A 22,750-nucleotide genomic window follows, 5' to 3' on the forward strand; every position below is an offset into this window, starting at 1 on the left:
GGAACTGTGTGTCCCAGGTCACGAGACTCGAGCCTGACAGCAGGTCGCAACGGTTTCGAGTCACTGGGAGAACGACGTGAAGACATCCGCCCCGCCACTCCAGGATGTGGTGGTCCTCGACCTGACGAGATGGCTCGCGGGCCCCTACTGCACGATGATGCTCGCCGATGCCGGTGCGACCGTGATCAAGGTCGAACCGCCCGAGGGTGAGATCAACCGGCAGCTCTTCCCCGTGATCGAGGCGGGAGACGGCGAGACGGTCTCGGCCTACTTCCTGCGGTTGAACCGGCGCAAGCAGAGCGTGACCCTTGACCTGCGCCATCCTGACGACCGCGAGGACTTCCTGGACCTTGTGCGTGGCGCCGACGTGGTGGTGGAGAACTTCCGCCCCGGAGTGATGGACCGTCTGGACCTCGGGTACGACGTACTGTCCGCCGCGAACCCCCGCTTGGTCATGTGCTCAATCAGCGGCTTCGGCAACACACCTTCCGAGCTACGCGACTGGCCGGCCTTCAACCTCGTGGCCGAGGCGATGGCGGGTCTGGTGCGGGTGAGTCCCGAGACCGGTGAGCCACAGGCGCTGGGGCCCGCCATCGGAGATCTCGGCCCGGCGCTCCATGCACTGTCCGGCATCCTCATGGCCCTGCTGCGACGTGGCGTGACCGGCGAGGGCAGTTACGTGGACGTTGCCATGCTCGACTCCTGTCTCTCGCTCAACGAGCTCGCGATAGCCAACGCGGAGATCGCCGACGAGGACTTCGAGTACGGCCGACGGATCAACCCCAACCTCGCGCCGTACGGGCTCTTCCCCGCCGCCGACGGTCACGTGTGCATCGCCGTTGCCTCCGAACCCCAGTGGCTGGGGTTCTGCCAGGCCCTGGGACTGAGCGAGCTCGCCCAGCGCGAGGACCTACGTGACGGCAGCGGGCGAGTCACCCACTTCACGGACCTGATCGAGCCACCCATGCTCACCTGGCTCGCTGAGCGCACCCGTGAGCAGGCGGCCAAGGAGCTGGCCGCCGCGAGCGTGCCGGCCTCGCCGGTGTGGACCTCGCGCGAGGCCCTTGCCACCGACCAGGCGCGAACCCGCGGGATGGCGGAGCACGTGGTCTCGCCCGGCCGTGGCAACAGCTGGCCGATCCCGGCCACCCCGATCCGGTTCGAGCCGGGGTACGACGCCGGGCCCGCCCTCACCCCTCCGCTCGGCTCCGACAACCAGCGCTACCTGTCCCGCGACACCACTTCAACCACCACGAGGTGAACCATGCCGCTCAACACTGAGGTCGTCGGTCGCGAGTCCGCGCCCGTCCCCTTGTTCCTCGACCCGCGATGGACGATGAACTACGCCGCCGCGGTGGGAGACAACAACCCGCGGCTCTACGACACGCGAGGGGACCTCCTCCCGGTCCACCCACTGATCCTGGCGTCTCCCGAGTGGGAGGCGACCAAGCTGCTGCACGACCACCTGGGTCTCACCCCAGAGGAAGCGGGGCGAGCGGTCGAGGTCTCCCACGACACCCGTGTCTACCGCCCGCTGTGGGCACAGGAGTCCCTCGACACGGTCGTGCGGGTCGTGGGGGTCAGTGAGCACAAGGCGGGGGCGTGGCTCACCCTCCAGGCCGACACCAGCACCGTGGCCGGCGAGCTCGTCGTCACCACGGTGACCGGGGTCGTCTACCGGGGCGTGGAGACGAACGGAGCAGCGGGCGTACCGCGTCCGTCGGGCCCCGCCGCCCGCGTGGACGGAGAGCGTGCCTCCGCCACCCTCGACCTCCCCGTGTCTGCCTGCCACGTCTACTCGGAGTGCTCGCGCATCTACAACGCCCTCCACACCGACATCGCCGTCGCGGAGAAGGCAGGGCTGCCGGGACTCATCCTCCACGGAAGCGCCACGCTCGCCATGGGTCTCTCCGAGATCGCCAACGGCGTGCTCGACGGCGACATCACCCGGGTCTCGCGGATCTACGGCGAGTTCCGGGCGATGGTCGTCGTCCCGTCCACACCCACGATCGGGTACGCCGCTCCCAGCGCCGGCTCGACCTCCACAGCGTTCGAGATCACGACGCCCGAAGGTGGGCTCGCCCTCGCCAACGGGTTGGTCGAGCACGCCACCACCTCCTGATTGCTCCTCTCCTCCTCCATCCTCAGCACGCTCACCAGAACCGAGGTCCACACATGTTCGACCGTCTCCCCTCCAAGCTCATCGGCGCTCCCGTGGCAGCCCTCGCCGCGATGGCACTCGCAGGTTGCGGCGCGTCCGGCGCGTCCGGCGCCGACGACGTCCTGAAGCTGGGCGTCCCCTACCCGCAGACAGGCGGCTACGCCGACTACGGCGCCAACTTCTCCGACGGTGTCCGCCTCGCCGTCAAGCAGGTCAACGACGACGGCGGGATCGACGTCGACGGGAAGAAGGTGAAGGTCGAGGCCGTCTTCTGCGACACCCAGGTCGACACGGCCAAGGCTGCTTCGTGCGGACGCCGCCTCGCGTCGCAGGACGGGACACCGGCCATGCTCATCTCGACCAGCGCCGAGACCTTCCCGGTCCTGGCCTTCAACGAGTCCGCGAGAAACCCGTTCCTCGTCATCAGCTCCTCGGCGTCGAACAAGCTGGTCACGGAGGGCAACGAGCTCGTGGCCCGCTACTGGTTCAACACCCACAGCTACATGCCGGAGTTCACCCAGCTCGTGAAGGAGGGCCTCGAGTCCGAGGGGCTCACCTCTCAGAAGGTGGCCATCATGCAGAGCGAGGACGAGTTCGGCCTCGCCTGGTACACCACGTTCAAGGAGGGTTGGGAGGCGCAGGGTGAGGAGGTCGTCGGTCACGCCACGTTCGCCCTCGGCGCCACCGACTTCTACCCCCAGCTCACCGCGCTGCTGAAGAGCAACCCGGACTTCGTGGCGGTGCCCGGGGTCTGCGCCCAGATCGCACCGATCGTCAACCAGGCCCGGGAGCTCGGCTACGAAGGCAAGTTCATCTTCCAGATCTCCTGCGGGCCCGACGAGCTGGCTCAGTCGGTCAAGCCCGCCGAGCTGAAGGGGTCCATCTTCGAGGGCAGCAACTGGGACCTCGGATCGGAGCCCGTCGCCGAGTTCCGTGAGGCCTTCAAGTCGGAATTCGACCGAGACGCCGTGGTCATCTCCGCAGATGGCTACGCGCAGGCCATGTGGGCGATCAGCGCGGCCGACGAGGCCGAGTCGACGAGCGACCCCGAAGCGCTCCGCGCGAGCATGGATGACGTCCTGGACCAGGAGTGGAACATCCTGGAGATCCGTGACCTAGAGGAGTCGGGTGAGACGACCACGACGGTGCACCCGCGCTTCTACACGGACGCGACGTCGATCAACGACTTCCGCGGGGAGTGAACCGCCGTGGAACAGATCGCTCAGATCGTCGCCAACGGGGTGATGGCGGGCTGCATCTACGGCCTCGTCGCGGTCTCCCTGGCGCTGGTCTTCGGAGTGCTTGACGTCCCGCAGTTCGCATTCGGGGCACACGCCATGATCGGTGGGTACATCACTGCCGTGCTGGCCGGCGACAACTACTGGCTCGGTCTGGCGGTCGGCATGGTGGTGCTGGCCCTGCTCGGCGTGATGGTGCAGGCGCTCGTCTTCGATCCCCTGCGCAACGCGCCCCCGGCCATGCTGTTCATCGCGGCCTTCGGATTGCTCTCCGTACTCCAGGGACTCGCCCTCATCTTCTTCGGCCCTCGGGTCATGACGGTGAAGGCTCCCTTCGAGGGGACCGTCTCCATCCTGGGCGCGCAGATCACCTACCACCGGATCCTCGTCGTCGCTGTCGCCATGCTGGCCGTGGTGTTCCTGAACATGTTCCTCCGCACGACCTCGCTGGGGCGCAGTATCCGGGCGTCAAGCCAGAGCCGAACCGGGGCGCTCGTCGTGGGTCTCTCGCCGCGACGCATCGGGATCATCACGATGGCGATCGGCAGCGTTCTCGCGGGTCTCGCGGGCGGACTGCTCGCCCCCATCTCGCAGGTCTATCCCACGATGGGCGACAGCATGATCCTCAAGGCCTTCGTGATCATCGTGCTCGCCGGCATGGGCAGCATCAACGGCGCGCTGTTCGGGGGACTCGTCGTCGGGCTGGCCGAGTCCTTCGGGTCCGCGTACATCTCCCTGGAGTACCGCGACGTCTACCCCCTGCTTCTGCTGGTGCTCGTCCTGGTGGTGCGCCCGCAGGGAATCTTCGGTCGAGCTGAGAGGGTCGCATGATGTCGTCGCATCCCAAGGCGTTGATGGCGCTGGCAGCCACTGCAGCGGCGGCGCTGCTCCCCGTGGTACTGGGGTCCCCCTACTACATCCAGATCATGACCCAGCTCCTGATCTTCACGGTCCTGTTCATCGGGCTCGACGTGGCTGTCGGTCACGCCGGACTCGTGTCCATGGCGCACGGCGCCCTCTTCGGTGTCGGTGCGTACACGACCGGGGTCCTCACCGTGACCCACGGCTGGACCTTCTGGGCGACGGTGCCCATGGCGATCGCGCTGGCCGCGGTGGTCGGCCTGATGGTGGGGCTCCTCACGCTACGGCTGGGCGGCCACTACTTCGTCATCGCCACGCTCGGCCTGGGCCTCGTCGGCACGATCGTCATCAAGAACTGGAAGTCGGTCACCAACGGCGATCTGGGCATCAGCCCGATCCCGCTGCCTGAGAGCCCTGGCGGCACCTGGTTCACCTCGATGGAGGGGTTCTACTACCTCGTCCTGGCCGTGACGGTCCTGGTCTCGGTCTTCGTGGCGTGGATGATGCGCAGCGGGACCGGGCAACGCCTGAGGGCGATCCGCGACAACCAGGCGCTCGCCGCCGCCATCGGCGTCGACGTCGTGCGGGCCAGACTGGTCGCCTTCGTCGTCAGCGCGGGCATCGCGGGCCTCGCCGGGAGCTTCCAGGCCTCGTCGCTGTCCTACATCAACCCAGAGGTCGGCGGGCAGGTCATCGCTTTCACGGCCCTGATGGCGATCATCGTCGGTGGTCGGGCATCGGTGGCCGGTCCCTTCATCGGAGCGGCGATCTTCGTCATCCTCCCGGAGGTGCTGCGTGCCGCTGACGAGTACCGCATGGTGATCATGGGCGTCGCACTGATCATCGTGGTGATCTTCGCCCCCGACGGCATCGCCGGCCGGCTCAACGCGCTGGGCGCCTACGTCAAGCGCAAGCGTCTGGACGAACCGAGTACGCCCGACACCGCCCCCAGTGCGCGGGTCACGGAGACCAGAGAGGTGGCACGCACATGAGCACGGTGCTCGAGACCAGTCTTCTGCGTCGGGAATTCGGCGGTCTGACGGCCGTGAACGACGTCACGATGTCGGTGGAGGAGGGCGAGATCTACGGGATCGTCGGCCCCAACGGCGCCGGGAAGACCACGCTCTTCAACTTGATCGCAGGGACGGTCCGCCCCACCAGCGGTCAGCTCACTCTGTTCGGCGAGAGGGCCGATCGACTCCCGTCGTACCGCCGAAGCTGGCTGGGCCTCGGCCGAACCTTCCAGGCAGCCCAGCTGTTCAGCACCCACACGGTCGCGCAGAGCCTGCGCACCGCCCGTGGGTCCGCACGCCGGGGCATCCGCGGCTGGCTCTCCTCCCACGACACCGACGAGGACCGCCGCGCCCTGGACGACCTGCTGGAGCTCACCGGCCTGACCAAGGCGGCCGACTCGCTGCCCTCGGAGCTGACGAACGTCCAGCAGCAGCAGCTCGCCATCGGCATGACGGTCGCCACCGGTGCACGCCTCCTGCTCCTGGACGAACCTTCCGGGGGCCTGATCGAGTCCGAGGTCGGGCAGCTGCTCGACTTCATCAGGGGCTTGCGCGACCGAGGCCTCACGATCGTCGTCATCGACCACAAGATGCGGCTGATGATGCACCTTTGCGACCGGATCATGGTGATGACGGCGGGCGAGGAGCTCGCCGTCGGCACCCCGCACGAGATCGCGAGCAACACCGCGGTCCAAGACGCCTACCTGGGCCGCAAGGCGGCCGCACTCGTCACTTCGCTAGAGGAGGTCGGTCATGTCAAGTGAGCTGGTCGTCGAAGGACTCACCGTCACCTACGGGTCCCGTCTGGCGGTGGACGACGTGTCGTTCCGCGTGGGTGCCCGCGAGTGCGTGGCCCTGATCGGACCCAACGGGGCAGGGAAGTCCTCGACCCTCAAGGCACTCGTGGGCATCGAGAAGCCTCGTCGCGGAAGCATCCGCTACGGCGAGATCGAACTGGTCGGCAAGTCCCCCCGGCAGGTCGCGGGCATCGGCCTGACCCTGTGCCCGGAGGGTCGCCACCTCTTCCCCGCGATGTCAGTACACGACAACCTGCTCATGGGGGCTACCGGCACCGGCCTCAGCCGCCACGATGTCGGACGTCAGGTCATCGAGATGGAGGACCGCTTCCCCATCCTCGGTCAACGTCGCAAACAGCTGGCGGGCACCCTCAGCGGCGGTGAGCAGCAGATGGTTGCGATCGCCCGGGCACTGATGGCCCAGCCCAAGCTCCTCATCCTCGACGAGCCGTCGCTCGGCCTGGCTCCGCTCCTCGTCGAGCAGGTCCTCGACATCGCGCGCTCGGTGGTCGAGAGTGGCTGCTCCGTGCTCATCTCGGAGCAGAACGTCGAGGCGACCCTGGAGATGTGCGACCGCGCCTACGTCTTCGAGGCCGGCACCATCACGACGTCCGGCACAGCATCCGATCTGTCCAACGACCGCCAGCTCTTGGCCGCGTTCCTCGGGCTGGACCTGGAGGTCACCGCATGACCTCGCACCGCGACCTCGAGAAGAACTCGTCAAGGTAGTGATGGGGCACAGGGCACACCGTCGACGGACTCGGGGCGCCGTGACGATCGGCGCCGACGACGACATCTCCGAGTCGCTCGCGGCGATCTCGGCCGCACCTCCGTCGGACTGATCGCCTGGCAGTGCCTTGCGGAGTGAGGACCTTCGTCCTCCTCGTTGATGGCCTTCGCCTCAGGAGTTCACCCGTGGGCCTCCCTACGCTCGTGGACGAAGCGGGAGCCACACATACGGCTCCCCCAACGGAAGGCACATCATGCGCGCGTTCGTCGACAAGCTCGTCTCCTGGACCGGTCTGGCTCTTGCTGTGGTCCTGCTGATCGCAGGAGGGCTGCTGACCTGGGCCTCTGTGTTCATCGGGGGCGAGGTCGACAAGCAGCTGTCGGACCAGCAGATCGTGATGCCCGTCCAGGAGGCCATCGCAGGCGACGAGGCACTCTCCGACGCCGACAGGGACGCGCTGGAGGAGTTCGCCGGCAGCAAGATGGACACCGGCGCGGAGGCGAAGGCCTACGCCGACCACTACATCCTGGCCCACACCAACGCGTCGACCGGCGGCGAGACCTACGCCACGCTGGGTGACAAGCAGCGCGAGGTGTGCCCCGAGCGCGGGTCCACCGAGGAGCCCAGCGAGGAGTGCAACACGGTGAACGCGCAGCGCGCCACCGCTCAGACTGGCAGCACCCTGCGCGGCCTGCTCCTCTACGGCTACGCCTTCGCCACGATGGGCACCATCGCCGGCATCGCCGCGGTCGTCGCCTTCATCGGCGCTGCGATCCTGGCGCTCCTCGCCCTCCTCGGCCTGCGCCACTCGAAGCGGGCCGACGTCGGGGTGACCGCCTGACACGGTCGCACACCGGATCCGGGAGGCAGGTTCCTTGGGGGACCTGCCTCCCTAGGCTTGTGCCCAGGAGGAACCGACCTTGGGCCACCAGAGCCACCACCTCATCGCCCGCGTCGTCTCGGGCGGACAGACCGGAGCAGACCGGGCAGCCCTGGACGCGGCCATCGCCGCTGGCGTGCCGTACGGCGGCTGGTGCCCCGCCGGAGGCTGGGCGGAGGACCTTCCCGATCCGCCGGGGCTGCTCGCCCTGTATCCAGGACTGGCCGAGACGGACACCCGTGACCCGGACGTCCGCACGAGACTCAACGTGCGTGACAGCGATGCCACCCTCGTGGTGCAGGGCCAGGACACCCCGTCGCCGGGGAGCGACCTGACTCGTCGTACCGCGGCGAAGCTGGAGAGACCCGTGCTCATGACCGACGGGAACGACCTCGACGAGGTCATCGGCTGGCTCGACGGAATGGGCCCCGGTCTGACGTTGAACGTCGCGGGCCCGCGTGAGAGCGAGCAACCCGGCGCCTACGAGCTCACGCGCAAGCTCCTCGCCGGCGTGCTCAGGCCGGGCGCGGCGAGTACATGATCACGGCCACGCCGACCAAGCAGATCAGTGCTCCTGCGACGTCGTAGCGATCGGGCCGGAAGCCGTCGAAGGCCATGCCCCAGGCGAGGGACCCGACGACGAACACACCACCGTAGGCAGCGAGGATGCGGCCGAAGTGGGCATCCGGTTGCAGGGTCGCCACGAAGCCGTAGACGCCCAGGGCGATGACGCCCGCACCGATCCAGATCCAGCCGCGGTGCTCGCGCACGCCCTGCCAGACCAGCCAGGCGCCGCCGATCTCGGCGACGGCGGCCGCCACGAACAGGGTGATCGACTTCAGCGGGTCCACGGCGGCATCGTGCCAGAGCGAGCGCCGGCCAAGGGCTACCTGCTCGTTGCGGCCTCTCCGGCCGCTCGAGCCAGGGGTACCACCATGACGGGAGCCTCGGCGTGACGGAGCACCGTCCGGACGACGGAACCCAGATGCGGTGACACGCGCCAGCGGCCGGCGTGCCGTCCCACCACCACCAGGGACGCGACCTCGGACGCCTCCACGAGCATCTGGGCCGGCCACTCGTGGTTGACCTCGACCCGGACCGGGACGGAAGGGTGGGCTGTCCGGAGGCTGCTGATCCTCCCCTCGAGGGCGCGGACCTGCTCGTCGTGCCACTCATCGGCCATGGGTGCTCGGAGGATGTCCTCGTAGGCAGGATCCAGACGCCACGCGTTGACCACCTGCAGCGTCGCATCCGTGGCAGCAGCCCAGTCGAGGCCGGCTGCGACCGCCTCGGCCGGCGAGCCGTCGTCGTGCACGCCGACGACGACGTGATGCGGGGCCGAGCGGGGCTGCCAGTCCGTCGGCACGGAGACCACCGGGCAGGTGCTGTGCGCTGCGGTGCCATGGACCGTGGACCCGACGAAAAGACGGTCAAGAAGCGGGGTGGCCCGGTGCTGCACGACGACCAGCCGGGCGTCCTGGCTCAGATCGACGAGCACGCGGGAGGGCGGGCCGAGGACAGCCTTGGAGCTGCACTCGACCGACCCGCCGCTGAGGTCGAGGAACTCGTCCTCCACGTCACTGATGATGTCGTGGGCGACGTTGGCCGCTTCCTCGTAGTCGATCAGGTAGCCGGGCGGTGGTGCTGGGTGGCCGACCCCGTAGGCGTGCACCAGGACGACCGGGGCATGGTGACGCCTCGCCGTCTCTGCAGCGAAGCGCAGGATCCCGGCCTCTCGTCCCGAGCCCGTGACGCCGACGACGACGGCTCCGCGCCGTGTCAGTTCTGTGGTCTGCATGGAGTCCTCCTCGATGGGTCGTGCTGCCCGCAGCCGTGGGGCCGCGGATCAACGATCCATCTCGGCAGGCGTTCTGCAACAGAGCCAGAGGTCCCGTCGCCTCCAGACTCAGCGCGACTCGACCAGCTCCTGGGCGACCTCGCGCAGCTTGCGGTTGGAGTTACGACTGGCTGCCTTCAGCACCGTGAAGGCCTCGTCCTGGCGGATCTCGCGCTCGGCCATGAGGATGCCGACCGCGGTGCCGATGGTGCGGGAAGACTGCAGAGCCCGCTCCATCTGGGCGGCGTGCTCGCGACTCACCACACCGGCGTCCTGGAGCTCGGCGATCATCTGCCGGTCCAGTGCTGCGGCTGCCTCGATGTCCTCGATCCGACCCAAGGTGTCGGCCGCGTCCGACTGCAGGGTCTCGATGGCAGCGCGGTCGCACCCGATCTGCGCCGTCAGGGCATCTATCTGGCTCTGGAGATCCTGGCTGTCTCCTTGTCGCTGGTCGCTCATGGAGGAATTATGACGATTCGGCGCACGTCCGTGCCACAGGCGGGAGGATCACTACATGAAGGTCGGCGTACCCCGGGAAGTCAAGAACCGCGAGTACCGGGTGGCGTTGACCCCCCTGGGAGTCCACGAGCTCGTGGCGCACGGGCACCAGGTGCTCGTGGAGAGGGGCGCCGGGGAGGGGTCGCTGATCCCCGACGACAGCTACGTCGCGGCGGGGGCCACCGTCCTCGACACCGCGGACGACGTGTGGGGCGCCGCCGACATGGTCCTGAAGGTCAAGGAGCCGGTGGCCGAGGAGTACGCCCGGATGCGGGAGGGCCTGACCCTCTTCACCTACCTCCACCTGGCCGCGGACAAGGCGCTCACCGCGGAGCTCATGACCCGCAGGGTCACCGCCATCGCCTACGAGACGGTGCAGCTGCCGTCAGGGTCCCTGCCCCTGCTCTACCCGATGTCCGAGGTCGCCGGCTGCCTGGCGCCCCAGGTGGGGGCCTACTCCCTCATGAAGGCCCAGGGTGGGCGGGGAGTGCTCATGGGCGGCGTCGGCGGGGTCGCCAACGCAAAGGTCGTCATCATCGGTGCGGGCGTGTCCGGCCAGAACGCCGCGAACATCGCCCTCGGCATGGGCGCGGACGTGACCCTTCTCGACACCGACCTCGACAAGCTGCGCCTGTCGTTCTGGCGCTACAACAATCGCGTCCACGGGCTCGCGTCGTCCAGGATGGCCATCGAGCAGCAGGTCCTGGAGGCCGACATGGTCATCGGCGCCGTGCTGATCCCCGGTGGCGCCGCGCCCAAGCTGGTGAGCAACGACCTGGTGTCCCGGATGAAGCCGGGGTCGGTCCTCGTCGACATCGCGATCGACCAGGGCGGATGCTTCGAAGACTCGCGCGCCACCACCCACGACGACCCCACCTACACAGTGCACGACTCGGTCTTCTACTGCGTCGCCAACATGCCCGGGGCCGTGCCCAACACGTCGACCTACGCCCTCACCAACGCGACGCTGCCCTACGTGGTCGCAGTGGCGGACAAGGGTTGGGAGCGCGCGATGCGTGAGGACCGCAGCCTGGCGCTCGGTCTCAACACCCATGCGGGCCGCCTCACGAACGCCCCGGTCGGAGAGGCCTTGGACATCGAGTCGGTCGAGCTCGACAGCGTGCTCGCCTGATCAGCGAGTCGAGGCTGTCTCGGCTCTCCGGGACCGCCCGGCCTTGACGTCGTACATCGCCGCGTCCGCAGCCGAGATCAAGGAGCTGAGGTCGTGCTCGTCCGACAGGGCGACGCCGACGGAGGCGCGCACGTCGACAGTGGTCCCCTGCCAGATCAACGAGAAGGTCACCGCTGTGCGCACGCGCTCAGCCATAGGCGCTGCGTAGTCCCGGGGTACGCGCGCGGCGACGACGAACTCGTCGCCACCCAGTCGGGCCACGAGGTCACCCGGGCGCGCCGTGGAGCGCAGCCGGTGCCCCACCTGGACGAGGACCTCGTCCCCGGCCGCGTGCCCGAGGGTGTCGTTGACGGACTTGAAGCCGTCGAGGTCGGCGAAGGCCACGACCAGCACCTCGTCGGGCATGAGCTCTTCCAGCTGGGCGGCGATCCACGGCTCCACGACCCTGCGGGACGCACACCGCGTGAGTGCGTCGGTGTCTGCCTCCTCACGGGCCCGCTTCAGCGCTGCCTCCCGCTCCACCTGCGCTCCGATGAGCCGCGCGAAGAGACGCATCGTGGGGAGGTGCTCCCCGGCGTCTTCCGACACGACGGGACTGGCCGCGCACAGGGTGCCCCAGATCTCGCCGTCCGACGTCGTGACGGGGACCGAGGCATAGGCGTTGATGCCGATGTAGCGGGCGCCCTCGTTGTCGCCCCACACGGCCGGGACGTCGCTCACGACAGGGCGGTCCTCCTCGATGGCTCGCTTGCACAGGGTGTCCTTCCAGGGAATGAGGAACCCCTCCGGCATCGCCCAGTCCTTCCGGACGTTGCGGACGTAGCGGACCTCCTGCATGGCCTCGTCGGTGTGGATCCTGGTGAGGAACGTCGTGACGAAGCCCGTCAGGTCGCCCAGGGCGTCCAGCATGGGCCGACTCAGTCGCTCGAGGTCCTCGGCTCCCTCGAGGGCCGCGGCTATGTCAGCCAGTCCGGTGGTGGTCGGACGAGGCGCCGGGGGTGCGTCGAGCGCGCTCACCAACGGCCCGACAACTTCGGCGAGACCCGTGAGCACGTCCAGGTCGCGGGGGTTGAGCGAGTCGTGCGGCTCGCGGCTCAGCGTGCACAGGGTGCCGAACACCTTGCCGTCGTCCTTGATGAGCGGCACTGCCGCGTAGGACACGATCGAGCGGTTGGCGCCCTTGGCACGCGCCTGCAGCGCATCTTCGAGGCGGGCGTCCCCCACCAGCATCGGCCCGTCCGTCACCACCAGGCCGCACCACGTGGCCTCGAGCGGTTCCAGGAGGCCGACGGGCCCCGCCGTGCCGTCGGCGTACGACGACTGTCGCACCGTGCGGTTGCCCGCTCCGTCGAGCACGCTGACGAAGGCGAAGTCCATCGCGAGCTGCTCGCACGCGAGCGCGAGCAGCCGCTGGAGAGCGTCGTGCGGCTCGCCAGACACCATCCGCGCGAGGCCTTGCAGGACAGGCACGGAAGTCACAGGATCACCATGCGCGAACAATCGGCCGCGCATGGTCGGGATTGAGGATTTCTCCTAGTGATCTCGCGGCCGTCCCGTTCGATGTGCCGATCAGCCCACTGTCATGAACCTGTCACCGGAGGGGTCGTGGGCGATTCGTCAGCGGACACGCTGCGATGGAGGAGGACGTCGGCCATGTTGTCCTCGGCCCAGGCCTTGATCCCCCGCATCACCTCTTGCAAGGAGAGGCCCAGGTCGGTGAGCTCGTACGTCACGGTGACCGGGACGGTTGCGGTGACAGAGCGGGTCACAAGACCGTCGCGCTCGAGTGAGCGCAGCGTCTGGGTGAGCATCTTCGGACTCACGCCCGAGATACGCCGGGAAAGCTCGGAGTAGCGCAGCCGCTGGGGGCTGGTCTGGCGGTCGGCTCCCGGACCGTCACCGCCGAGAGCCGCGAGTATCAGGGCGACCCACTTGTCCGAGATCCGCGCCAGCAGCTGGCGACTGGGACAGACCGCCAGGAACGAGTCGTACTGCTGCTTTGCTGCTGCCCGCCGTTGGGCCGCGGTCATGGTGGGCATTCCATCTCCCCGATCCAGTGACTAACGCACTTCAAGGTGCGTACTTCCCGACGGGAAGTGATGCCCTCAAGGATGTTGCAGAGACGACCTTCGACACAAGACGCAGCAAGGAGCACATGACGTGAACGACCAGACCTCGAGACGCGCCGTGGTTCGCGACCCTTCCGGATCCGAATCGATCGAGATCATCAACGTGCCCATCCCTCAGCCCGGCGCGGGCCAGGTCCGGATCGAGGTCGCCGCGGCCGCCATCAACCCGGTCGACCTCGGCGTCGCGAGCGGCCGGTTCCACCAGCTCGGCGTGGTCCACCAGCCCGTGCACACCGGTCTGGGCTGGGACTTCGCTGGCACCGTGGAAGCCGTCGGTGATGGTGTCACGTTGACCGTCGGCACCCTGATCGCCAAATTCGTCGACGGCTTCGACCGCGACTACGGCTCGCATGCCGACCACGTCGTGGTCGACGCTGCGCACGTCGCTCCCCTGCCCGACGGCATGTTCCTGAACGTGGCGGCCGGCGTGCCGCTCGCCGTGACCACTGCCGGCCAGCTGGTGAAGCTCATCGGGGCTGCGCCCGCAGCGGGGCGACGGCTGCTGGTGACCGGCGCGGCCGGCGCCGTGGGTGCGCATTTCGCCATACTGGCCAAGGAGCACGGCTGGGAGGTCACCGGCCTGGCGCGCGCAGGAGACGAGGAGTTCGTACGAGGCCTCGGCGTCGAGTTCGTCGACGAGACCACCCAGGGCTGGGACGTCGTGGTCGACGCCGCAGCCATGCAGGCCGAGGCGCTGCGGCTGGTCAGAGACGGGGGCCGATTCGTGGGCGTCCAGCCCGCACTGCGACTTCCCGAGGAGCGAGGCATCACGGTCGACGTGGTTGTCAGTCACCCGGACGTGACGCTGTTGTCCAGCCTCCTCGAACGCGTCGCCGCCGGACACCTGCCCGCCCGGATCCACGCCACCCTCCCCCTCACCGAGATCGTCAGTGCCTACCAGCTCTTGGCCAAGGGCAACGTGCGCGGCCGGATCGTGGTGGTCCCGTGATCACCACCATCGCCACGGTCGCCGCAGGTCTGCTAGGTGCCGCACTCATCTGGCTGGGGACGAACGCCTTCATCGCCCCTCGCGCCGCCGCAGCGTTCGGGATCCCCGCACCTGTCGACCATCCCGACTTCCTGCGGTGGATGCAACCGAAGGGCGTGCGCGAGATCGTTCCAGGCATCTTCATCTTCGTTGCGATGGTGACGGCGAGTCCCGCGGTGCTCGGTTGGTACCTACTCACCTTCGCCCTGATCCCCGCGGGCGACGCCGCGATCGTGCTGCGCAGCGGTGGCCCGAAACACGTCGCGTACGGCGTCCACGCCGCCACCGCCGCTGTCATGCTGGCCGTGGGTCTCGTGCTGCTCCTGGCTTGACCCTCCCGCCCGCGCGATGGCACAGGACACCCTTGGAAGGGATGCAGACTCGATGACACTCTCCATGGTGGTGGTCGCCCACCCACGCGCAGGCAGCTTCGTCCACGCGCTGGGCGAAGCGGCCGCATCGACGCTGGTCGACGCCGGTCACGACGTTCGGCTGCACGACCTCTACGGAGAGGAGTTCGATCCGGTGCTCGACCCGAGTGAGGCGATCACCACCGAGCCCGGCGACGCCTTCACCAGCGGCGCGGATCCGTTGACGGCTCGACACCGACGCGAGCTGGCCGAAGCGGACACCGTCGTCGTGGCACACCCGAACTGGTGGGGGAAGCCGCCGGCGATCATGGCGGGGTGGATCGACAGAGTGCTGGTCCCCGGCGTCGCCTACCAGCTCGACAGCGCCGACGGCCTGCCCACCTGTCTCCTACGACTCAGACGACTCGTCGTGCTGAACACCGGCGATACCTCGCCAGAGCGCGAGGCCGACGTCTTCGGGGACCCACTGGCCGCGATCTGGGAACGCTGTGTCGGCGCCTACCTCGGCGACGCCTCTGTGGACCGGCTGCTCGCCACGCCCGTGAGTGGCTCCACAGTCGAGCAACGCGCCGTCTGGCTCGCTCAGGCACGCGCCCTCGCAGCGGGGGGACGAACTCACGCCGAGAGCAGGGCGAGCGGCTGAGACGGGGCTGCTCATCCACGGCATCGATCCAGTCCGCCGCGTGTGCCCAACGGCCCGCCACCCGCGCACGATGCCGGTCTACAGCAGCAGCGCCGAGGCCGCGACGAGGACCGCCGAATCCGCCAGGCTCCGCACCCCTCCATTGGACACGGAGGCCTAATCAGAACCGCCTCTGACCTGCTGTTTTCGCAGGTCAGAGGCGGTTTTCTACTCGGTGGGCGATACTGGGTTCGAAACTGATTTCTGAGACACCACGATTCAGGTGCCAGATCGCTTGAAACGGCTCCTGACCTGCAGCTTTGACAAGGTCCACGGTCGCCACAAGGCGACACAGGGAGACACAAAACACCCATCTAGGACTACGCTTGGACTACGTAGGGACTACGAAATGGGGTGCGCCCAGTGGCGCAACAGCGTGATCGTCGGCAGTTCGGCCAGATCCTCAAACTGGGCAGCGGGCGCTTTCAGGCAAGGTACTCCGACCCGGACGGACTCGTCACGAAGGACGGGAAGCGTCTCCGTCACAAGGCGCCGTACACCTTCGACACTCGAACCGACGCCGAAGCGTGGCTGATCGACGAACGGCGCCTCATCTCGAGTGGAACCTGGACTCCCCCGGCCGAACGCCAGGCTCGGCGACGAGAGAAGGCTCTGACCTTCGGCGAGTACGCCCCACGGTGGCTGGCCGCCCGCAAGGTCAAGGGACAACCCCTCGCGGACCGTACGCGAGACCACTACCAAGACCTGCTCGATCGGATCATCCTCCCCACGTTCGCTCACGTTGAACTCAAGGCCATCAGCCCCGAGAGGGTGGCCGACTGGTACGACACGACTGCGCCCGACAGACCGACGACCCAAGCCCACGCCTACTCACTGCTGCGGGCCATCATGCGCACCGCTGCCGACCCGACGAAGCACAACGGTCGTCCCCTCATCCCGTTCAACCCCTGCGGGATCTCCGGCGGCGGCTCATCTGGCTCCAAGCGCCGGGTCCGCCCCGCGACGGCGGAGGAGATCGCCACGATCGTGGCCGCGCTCCCCGAACGCCACCGCTTGCTGGTCCTGCTTGCCGACGGCTGCGCCCTCCGATTTGGCGAGCTCTGCGAGCTCCGCCGCTCCGACATTGACCTGACGAACGCGGTCATCCACGTACGCCGTGGCGTTGTCCGCTCGCGTTCCGCCGGGGTTGTAGCCAAGGCACCTAAGAGCGAGGCCGGTATCCGTGACGTGCCGATCCCGCCCGACATCGTCGACGCCGTCCGAGAGCACATCGGCCTCCACGCCGCCCCGGGACCGAAGGGTCTGTTGTTCCCTGGCCGCGACAGCGAGCACCTCTCCCCCAGCGCCTTCTACGGCAAGGTCTCCAAGAAGCGCCGCGGCAAGCTCCCGACGACCGGATGGGGTTGGTACGAAGCACGCCGCCTCGCCGCCCGAGAGGACCTTCGCTTCCATGACCTACGCCACGGGGCGCTTACGGAAGCAGCTCGACACGGTGCCACGCTCGCAGAGCTCATGGCGCTCGGTGGTCACTCCACCAACCAAGCAGCCATGCGCTACCAGCAGGCCGCTTCGGATCGCCTGGCCGAATTGGTCCGCAAGCGGGCCGAGGCTCGAGGCTGGGCCGCGAGATCAGACTAGAATTGAACCCGGTCCCCTTGAAGACGTCGAGGCCGCAGCCGACGCGCAGGCGGTTCTCGAATCGGCCCAGAAGGTCATGCGAGGGCAGCACCATGTGGAGCACGCGACGCTGCAGGTGGAGTCGTCACCGACGAAGGAGTGCCTGAACAGGCGTGACCGCCTCCGCCATCGGAGCCGGTGGTTGGACGTGGGTCGACTGGAGTCTTCGTGGCCGGTTCGCTTGCCTGGGGCACGGGGACGAATGCCTCGATGCCTGGGACCAATGGCCCTGTGGTTGACACTGCGGCACTGGTTTCGTGGGGCAAGCCGCCCCCGACGTGGGACCCGCACGAGAACCCTGGAGCGATTTCCCGATGAAGGATCAAGCAAGGGCACGGACCGAGTCGATGCGCGCCGAGCGTGCCGCGCAGGCCGCACGCCAGAAGCGCAATCAGCGCATGTTCGCCATCGGCGGCGGCGTAGTCATCCTCGGACTCCTCATCGCGATCGTCCTCGCAGTCGTCAACGCCTCCGGCGGCGGCAACGGGGGCCGGGACACGAAGGCTGACGGGAGGGTCGTCGTGCCGGCCAACGTCGTCGACGGCGTCATCCCCGTGGGTGAGGAAGAGGCGCCCGTCACAGTCGACCTGTACTACGACTACATGTGCCCCGCGTGTGGGGCGTTCGAAGCCAGCAACGCAGATGACCTCACCAGCCTCATCGAGGCCGGTACGGTCAAGGTCAACCTACGGATGATGAACTTCCTCGACGCGCAGTCCAACGGCACCCAGTACTCCACCCGCGCCGGCAACGCGCTCGCGACAGTGGCCAACGACGCACCCGAGGCGGTGTGGGACCTCCACAACGCGCTGTACGCCAACCAGCCTGCCGAGGGCACCGAAGGCCTCAGCGACGAGGAGATCGCCTCGATCGCCACCTCGGTCGGAGTACCTGCCGACGTCGCCGACTCCTTCACCGACGGTACCTACCGAGGCTGGGTGGCGCAGAGCAACCAGGCCGCCGCCGAGGCCGGCGTGAACTCCACCCCGACCGTGAAGATCGACGGCGAGACCTTCGAGGGCAACTGGGCCGAGCCCGGTGTCCTGGCCGCCGCCGTCGAGGCCGCCGCCGAGTGAGCGTGCCCACCGGCACCGAACACTCCGTGAGCGGACCAGGAGAAGGCGACGTCGACGCGGTCGGCCCCGGGTGGTTCCAGCGGATCCGCCACAGCAACACTGCCATCTGGACCACGATGCTGCTGGCCTCGATCGCGAGCCTGTGGGCCTCCTTCGTGCTCTCGGTCGACGCGATCGTGCTCGCCGAAAACCCCGCCGCCGACCTCGGCTGCAACATCAACGCAGTCATCAGCTGCGGCACCGTCGGCTCGGCATGGCAGTCTTCGCTGCTCGGGTTCCCCAACGCGTTCCTGGGCCTCATCGCCGAGCCGGTCGTGCTCACCATCGCCGTCGCCAGCCTCGGCGGCGTACGGTTCCCGCGCTGGTTCATGTTCGCGGCCCAGATCGTGTACCTGATCGGCCTCGTCTTCGCCTACTGGCTCTTCTACCAGGCGATGTTCGTCATCGGTGCCCTGTGCCCCTGGTGCCTGCTGGTGACCGTCGCCACCACCTTGGTGTTCTTCGAGATGACCCATGTCAACATCCGCGACAACAACCTCTTCCTGCCGCACGGCATCCAGGCGAGAGCGGCGGCTGCTGTCCGCGCCAACCTCGACTTGTTCCTTGTCGTCGTGTGGCTCCTCAGTCTCGCCCTGCTGATCGTGGTGAAGTACGGCGACGCGCTAGTCGCCTGACCAGCGCCGGTCAGCGCAGCGGGCGGAAGATGCCCGCAGCCGCCTCAAGAGCGACGCCCCCGTCCGAGGTCCGTCGGGCCTCGAGGGTGCACGATGCCGTCCCGGACGCGTACGGTCTGGGCATGCACCTCGCCACGAGGTAGACGTCGACGCCGCCCTTCACCATGGTCCGCCACAGCGCCGCGGGCGGTCCAGACCACTACTCCCGCGGCCCGCAAGGGATAGTCGCGGCGACGCCTGTCTCGCACAATCTTCAAATGGGCATCAGTGACTTCGGCAGGGGGTCTCTGTTCTTCGCCGTGCTGGTGGCGCTTGCTTTGGCCTTGGCGCCCTCGAGCGCAGGCCCCGGCGGTGCCTTAACTGCAGCCGCAGACCCAGCACCCCAACTCGCCACCATCTTGATCGAGCTGGGTGGTGCCGCTACCGGATACGCGACGCCGAACGTAGCCGTCGCCCAGGGCGGCGAGGTGACAGTCGTCAACAACGATTCCATGGCCCACACGGTGACCTCCGATGCCGTGGGGACTGACGGCGACCCGCTGTTCCATGTGGTCGTGCCCGCCCGAACCACGCGCACGCTGGTGATCGCCCGCCTGGCAGGCGGCAAGTACGCGTTCTTCTGCGGCTTCCATCCCTCCATGCGTGGCACCCTCACCATCGAAGGAGACGCCACCGGCGAGATTCCAACCTCACCACCGTTCGACCAGCCACTCCGCATCCCCAAGGTGCTGACCGGCAACAACGTCACCATCCCGATGCGTATGGGCAAGGTACGGGTCATGGCCAGCGGGCCAAGAACACGCATGTGGACCTACGCCGGCAGTTTCCCCGGCCCGACCATCAAGCGGCCCACGGGCCGTGCAACGAAAGTCACCTTCGTACACCAGCTGCCTCGAAAGGCCGGGTCGATGTCGGTGCACAACCATGGCGGACATCAGAGCTCCCGCGACGACGGCCAACCTACGCGATACTTGATCGGCAAAGGCGGGAGGCGCACTTACACCTACCCTCTGACCGACTTCGGCGCGCCCGTGCCCGCCTACTTCGCCTTCTACCACGACCACAAGATGGACGTCACCGCGCGCAACAACTGGCGGGGTCTCCAAGGCATGTTCTTGGTGACGGACCCGAGGGAGCGCCGCTTGAGGCTCCCCACCGGCAAGTTCGACGTCCCGCTTCACTTCTCCGACCGTAGTTTCACGCGTAAGAATCAGCTCACGAACCCGTTCCCCAGCCCCGGCAGGGGGATGCATCACTGGATGAACGGCCCCAAGGCGCCACCAAACGACGCCACCGTGGGCAGCCGCATCCTCGTCAACGGCCAGTACGCACCGTACCTACGGGTCAAGCCTGGCCTGTACCGGCTACGTCTGCTCAATGCGTCACTGTTCTCCGCCTACGACTTTGCTCTTTCCAACGGCAGCCCTTTCGTGCAGGTCGGGACGGGCAACGGGCTGCTGCCCAAGTCAGTAGTACGTCAGGATCTCCTGCTCGGGCCGGCTCAGCGCGCCGACGTCATCGTCGACTTCAGACGGCAGCGGGGCGAGAACGTCCTCCTGCGGACGATTCCGCGCAGCGACGATACGACCGGCACAGGCAGCCGGTCGGCGACTCTGATGCAGTTCCGGGTTCGGGGTAGCACCGACCAGACGGCTCGGATTCCCGCCCGGCTCACGAAGATCGAGAACATCAAGGCACCAAGGAAGGTCGCGAAGACCTGGACTTTCGGCCTGAGTGAAACCGGCCGCGGCTCCTTCTGGTCGATCAACGGCAAGATGTTTGACCCCGGGCGGGTTGACCACAAGGTCCGGATGAACTCTGTCGAACGCTGGCGCCTACGGAACGTCAGCGACATGACCCACTACGTGCACCTGCACGAGGAGCGCTGGCAAACCCTGAGCCGCAACGGTGACAAGCCGCCGCCCTGGGAGAAGGGGTACGAGGACACGTGGCGGCTCGACCCGGGCGAGACCGTCGACGTGTTCGCCCGCTTCACCGACTACCCGGGGCTGTTCATGGTCCATTGCCACATGCTCAATCACGAAGATCACGGAATGATGGCTCAGTTCAAGGTCCTGCCTACGCGATCCCCGTAGCAAACACCACGAGATCGTCGATGCCGGTTGCGGCGGTGCGCATCCGGCCTGCTCCCATCTACTATCCTTCATAGGAGCAGCGGCGACCCTGTGCGCCGCGCTTGGTGAGGGCTGGACTTTGAGCGATCCAAAAGCGGCGTTTCGCGAACGCCTTCACGTACCGGTGCGCTGGTGGCTCCTAGGCGGCTTGCTGGTGGCCAGCTTCTGGCTCGCCATGATCGTCGCGGTGCCCGAGAAGCTCGCGTGGGGCATTGCCGCCGCCTTGACCGTGCTTCTCATACTCATGCTTCGCGCCTACGGCGGCGCGCGGATCGTCGTGGCGGACGGGTGGCTTCGAGCCGGGCGGGCACGAATCGAGGTCCGATTCGTGGCGTCCGCGCGGGCTCTCGACCGAGTTGAGTCTCGTGCCGTTTGCGGGCCGCAGGCTGACGCTCGCGCATTTCTCCTGCTGCGACCATATCTCCCGCATGCCGTGCGTATCGACATCGATGACCCCACCGATCCGACGCCGTACTGGTTGGTGGCTTCGCGCAACGGCGAGGCGCTCGCTGCGTCACTGAACAGCGCCCGGCGGCCCGCCGGCGGTTCGGCCTAGGGGACGGCTTCCCAGGGACAGCGCACTCACGGAGACCGGCTGCGGACAGTCGCCGCCCCTCCACTTGCTACTATCTCGCATAGTAGATTCTTCGAAGGGTGGACCCGTGCGGAAGCAAACACTGCTGGCCATGGTGGCCGGCGCGATCGTAGTGGCGGCGCTGGCAATTCTGTTCGTCGTCAACCAGTCCGGCGAGGACGAGGTCGGTCCTTCGGCCGTGGAGTCGCCCACCGAGGAGAACGCAATCGTCCGAGCTGACAGTCGCATTCTCGGTGAGGAGGGAACGAGCGGTGTCACGTTCGTGGAGTTCCTGGACTTCGAGTGCGAGGCGTGTGGGGCGGCCTACCCGATCGTCGAGGACCTGCGCGAGAAGTACGCGGGCGAGGTCACGTTCGTGATCCGCTACTTCCCGCTCCCGGGCCACTTCAACTCCGAGCGGGCCGCGCGCGCGGTCGAGTCTGCTGCCCGTCAGGGCAAGCTCGAGGAGATGTACAGCAAGATGTACGAGACGCAAGAGACTTGGGGCGAGGCTAGAGAGCCGCACGACGACCTCTTCAGGAGCTTCGCTGAGGAGCTGGGCCTCGACATGGATCAGTACGACGCCGACTACGCCTCCGCCGAGGTCGCGGACCGGGTGGCTCGCGACATCGAGGACGGGACCACGCTCGGCGTGCAGGGAACGCCGACCTTCTACGTCGACGGCGAGCTGTTCCAGCCCCAAAGCGTGGACGACTTTTCCACTGTCCTCGATGAGGCGCTCGCCCAGTGACCCCGGACCGGAGGCTTTCCGCGGGCCTGGTTGTCGGTGGCTTGGCGGGTCTCGTCGCCTCCGCGGTGTTGCTCATCGAACGGATCAATCTGGCCCAGGACAGCGACTACGTCCCCAGTTGCAGCATCAACCCCATCATCAGCTGCGGCTCGGTCATGGAGTCCGCCCAGGCCTCCCTTCTCGGCTTCCCGAACCCGCTCATCGGGGTGGCAGCCTTCCCGATCGTCGTGGCGACCGGTGCCGCACTGCTTGCCGGCGGCAGGCTCGCCCGCTGGTACTGGCTCGGGCTGCAGGCCGGCGTGTCCGCCGCGCTGGCACTCGTGATGTGGCTCGCATTCCAGAGCCTCTACCGGATCGGAGCCCTGTGCCCCTACTGCATGGTTGTGTGGGCGGTGGTGATTCCGCTGTTCTGGTACGTCACCCTCCACAACCTAAAAAGTGGAGCTTTCGGGGAGGCGGCCGCATCATCTCGAGTGACGGCCGCGGTGCGCGCATGGCACGCACCGCTGCTGCTGGCGGCGTACCTGCTCGTCCTCGTGCTCATCACGATCCAGTTCTGGGCCTACTGGTCCACACTGCTGTGAG

At 67.7% G+C, this 22,750-nt stretch carries 25 protein-coding genes; 20 read left to right on the plus strand and 5 right to left on the minus strand.

What is annotated here, in order from left to right; genetic code table 11:
- Positions 1–76: 76 nt before the first annotated feature.
- The 9 genes from EXE58_RS18630 (at position 77) to EXE58_RS18670 (ending at position 8,221) form a co-directional block, all read left to right on the plus strand.
- The gene (locus EXE58_RS18630) at positions 77–1,261 is read left to right on the plus strand and encodes a CaiB/BaiF CoA transferase family protein (protein ID WP_135269226.1); all 1,185 of its coding nucleotides are present in this window, start codon (positions 77–79) and stop codon (positions 1,259–1,261) included.
- Between the two features lie 3 nt (positions 1,262–1,264).
- Positions 1,265–2,122: a MaoC/PaaZ C-terminal domain-containing protein gene (locus EXE58_RS18635; RefSeq protein ID WP_135269227.1), complete on the plus strand. Its 858-nt coding sequence runs from the start codon at positions 1,265–1,267 to the stop codon at positions 2,120–2,122.
- Positions 2,123–2,175: 53 nt separating this feature from the next.
- Positions 2,176–3,363 (plus strand): ABC transporter substrate-binding protein, encoded by a 1,188-nt coding sequence (locus EXE58_RS18640; RefSeq protein ID WP_135269228.1) that lies wholly within the window; start codon positions 2,176–2,178, stop codon positions 3,361–3,363.
- 6 nt (positions 3,364–3,369) lie between these two features.
- Positions 3,370–4,230: a branched-chain amino acid ABC transporter permease gene (locus EXE58_RS18645; RefSeq protein WP_135269229.1), complete on the plus strand. Its 861-nt coding sequence runs from the start codon at positions 3,370–3,372 to the stop codon at positions 4,228–4,230.
- Complete coding sequence (locus EXE58_RS18650; RefSeq protein ID WP_135269230.1) at positions 4,227–5,252, plus strand: branched-chain amino acid ABC transporter permease; 1,026 nt, start codon at positions 4,227–4,229, stop codon at positions 5,250–5,252. The genes EXE58_RS18645 and EXE58_RS18650 overlap by 4 nt, the downstream gene beginning before the upstream one ends.
- Entirely contained in the window at positions 5,249–6,037 is a 789-nt protein-coding gene (locus tag EXE58_RS18655) for an ABC transporter ATP-binding protein (protein WP_135269231.1), read from the plus strand. The genes EXE58_RS18650 and EXE58_RS18655 overlap by 4 nt, the downstream gene beginning before the upstream one ends.
- Positions 6,027–6,761: an ABC transporter ATP-binding protein gene (locus EXE58_RS18660; RefSeq protein WP_135269232.1), complete on the plus strand. Its 735-nt coding sequence runs from the start codon at positions 6,027–6,029 to the stop codon at positions 6,759–6,761. The genes EXE58_RS18655 and EXE58_RS18660 overlap by 11 nt, the downstream gene beginning before the upstream one ends.
- Positions 6,762–7,053: 292 nt before the next feature.
- Positions 7,054–7,641: a hypothetical protein gene (locus EXE58_RS18665; RefSeq protein WP_135269233.1), complete on the plus strand. Its 588-nt coding sequence runs from the start codon at positions 7,054–7,056 to the stop codon at positions 7,639–7,641.
- 79 nt (positions 7,642–7,720) lie between these two features.
- Positions 7,721–8,221 carry a YpsA SLOG family protein gene (locus tag EXE58_RS18670; protein ID WP_135269234.1) on the plus strand — a complete coding sequence of 167 codons (501 nt, stop codon included), beginning with the start codon at positions 7,721–7,723 and terminating at the stop codon, positions 8,219–8,221.
- Here EXE58_RS18670 and EXE58_RS18675 read toward each other — a convergent pair.
- From EXE58_RS18675 to EXE58_RS18685, 3 genes are all read right to left on the minus strand, one after another.
- The gene (locus EXE58_RS18675; RefSeq protein WP_135269235.1) at positions 8,196–8,531 is read right to left on the minus strand and encodes a YnfA family protein; all 336 of its coding nucleotides are present in this window, start codon (positions 8,529–8,531) and stop codon (positions 8,196–8,198) included. The two genes, EXE58_RS18670 and EXE58_RS18675, sit on opposite strands and share 26 nt — an antisense overlap.
- A gap of 35 nt (positions 8,532–8,566) precedes the next feature.
- Entirely contained in the window at positions 8,567–9,478 is a 912-nt protein-coding gene (locus EXE58_RS18680; protein ID WP_135269236.1) for a universal stress protein, read from the minus strand.
- 108 nt (positions 9,479–9,586) lie between these two features.
- Positions 9,587–9,976, minus strand: coding sequence for an ANTAR domain-containing protein (locus EXE58_RS18685; protein WP_135269237.1), 390 nt, complete (start codon positions 9,974–9,976; stop codon positions 9,587–9,589).
- Between the two features lie 55 nt (positions 9,977–10,031).
- Between EXE58_RS18685 and ald the strand changes: the two genes are divergently transcribed.
- Complete coding sequence (gene ald / locus EXE58_RS18690) at positions 10,032–11,147, plus strand: alanine dehydrogenase (RefSeq protein WP_135269238.1); 1,116 nt, start codon at positions 10,032–10,034, stop codon at positions 11,145–11,147.
- Here the strand turns inward: ald and EXE58_RS18695 are convergent, their stop codons facing one another.
- Together EXE58_RS18695 and EXE58_RS18700 are read right to left on the minus strand one after the other, a co-directional pair.
- Positions 11,148–12,626 (minus strand): sensor domain-containing diguanylate cyclase, encoded by a 1,479-nt coding sequence (locus EXE58_RS18695; protein WP_167289004.1) that lies wholly within the window; start codon positions 12,624–12,626, stop codon positions 11,148–11,150. It abuts the gene before it with no gap.
- A gap of 101 nt (positions 12,627–12,727) precedes the next feature.
- Positions 12,728–13,186, minus strand: coding sequence for a winged helix-turn-helix transcriptional regulator (locus tag EXE58_RS18700; protein WP_135269240.1), 459 nt, complete (start codon positions 13,184–13,186; stop codon positions 12,728–12,730).
- Positions 13,187–13,307: 121 nt separating this feature from the next.
- Between EXE58_RS18700 and EXE58_RS18705 the strand changes: the two genes are divergently transcribed.
- The 10 genes from EXE58_RS18705 to EXE58_RS18750 all read left to right on the plus strand — a co-directional run bounded on the left by EXE58_RS18705 (position 13,308) and on the right by EXE58_RS18750 (position 22,749).
- Positions 13,308–14,225: an NADP-dependent oxidoreductase gene (locus tag EXE58_RS18705; RefSeq protein ID WP_135269241.1), complete on the plus strand. Its 918-nt coding sequence runs from the start codon at positions 13,308–13,310 to the stop codon at positions 14,223–14,225.
- Positions 14,222–14,596 carry a DUF4267 domain-containing protein gene (locus EXE58_RS18710; RefSeq protein ID WP_135269242.1) on the plus strand — a complete coding sequence of 125 codons (375 nt, stop codon included), beginning with the start codon at positions 14,222–14,224 and terminating at the stop codon, positions 14,594–14,596. Before EXE58_RS18705 ends, EXE58_RS18710 begins: the two co-directional genes overlap by 4 nt.
- A gap of 52 nt (positions 14,597–14,648) precedes the next feature.
- On the plus strand, positions 14,649–15,278 hold the full coding sequence (locus tag EXE58_RS18715; protein WP_167289006.1) for an NAD(P)H-dependent oxidoreductase: 630 nt from the start codon (positions 14,649–14,651) through the stop codon (positions 15,276–15,278).
- A gap of 402 nt (positions 15,279–15,680) precedes the next feature.
- A complete protein-coding gene (locus EXE58_RS18720; RefSeq protein ID WP_135269243.1) occupies positions 15,681–16,916 on the plus strand; it encodes a tyrosine-type recombinase/integrase in 1,236 nt (411 codons plus the stop codon).
- A gap of 353 nt (positions 16,917–17,269) precedes the next feature.
- Complete coding sequence (locus EXE58_RS18725; RefSeq protein ID WP_135269244.1) at positions 17,270–18,031, plus strand: DsbA family protein; 762 nt, start codon at positions 17,270–17,272, stop codon at positions 18,029–18,031.
- A 26-nt stretch (positions 18,032–18,057) separates the two neighbouring features.
- Positions 18,058–18,705, plus strand: coding sequence for a vitamin K epoxide reductase family protein (locus tag EXE58_RS18730; RefSeq protein ID WP_244242318.1), 648 nt, complete (start codon positions 18,058–18,060; stop codon positions 18,703–18,705).
- A gap of 257 nt (positions 18,706–18,962) precedes the next feature.
- Positions 18,963–20,801, plus strand: a complete 1,839-nt coding sequence (locus tag EXE58_RS18735) for a multicopper oxidase domain-containing protein (protein WP_167289007.1) — start codon at positions 18,963–18,965, stop codon at positions 20,799–20,801.
- A gap of 118 nt (positions 20,802–20,919) precedes the next feature.
- Positions 20,920–21,396 (plus strand): DUF3093 domain-containing protein, encoded by a 477-nt coding sequence (locus EXE58_RS18740; RefSeq protein ID WP_135269246.1) that lies wholly within the window; start codon positions 20,920–20,922, stop codon positions 21,394–21,396.
- Positions 21,397–21,526: 130 nt separating this feature from the next.
- Complete coding sequence (locus EXE58_RS18745; protein WP_135269247.1) at positions 21,527–22,165, plus strand: DsbA family protein; 639 nt, start codon at positions 21,527–21,529, stop codon at positions 22,163–22,165.
- A complete protein-coding gene (locus EXE58_RS18750; protein WP_135269248.1) occupies positions 22,162–22,749 on the plus strand; it encodes a vitamin K epoxide reductase family protein in 588 nt (195 codons plus the stop codon). Before EXE58_RS18745 ends, EXE58_RS18750 begins: the two co-directional genes overlap by 4 nt.
- Position 22,750 lies beyond the last annotated feature (1 nt).

The organism is Nocardioides seonyuensis (assembly GCF_004683965.1).
Taxonomy (GTDB): domain Bacteria; phylum Actinomycetota; class Actinomycetes; order Propionibacteriales; family Nocardioidaceae; genus Nocardioides; species Nocardioides seonyuensis.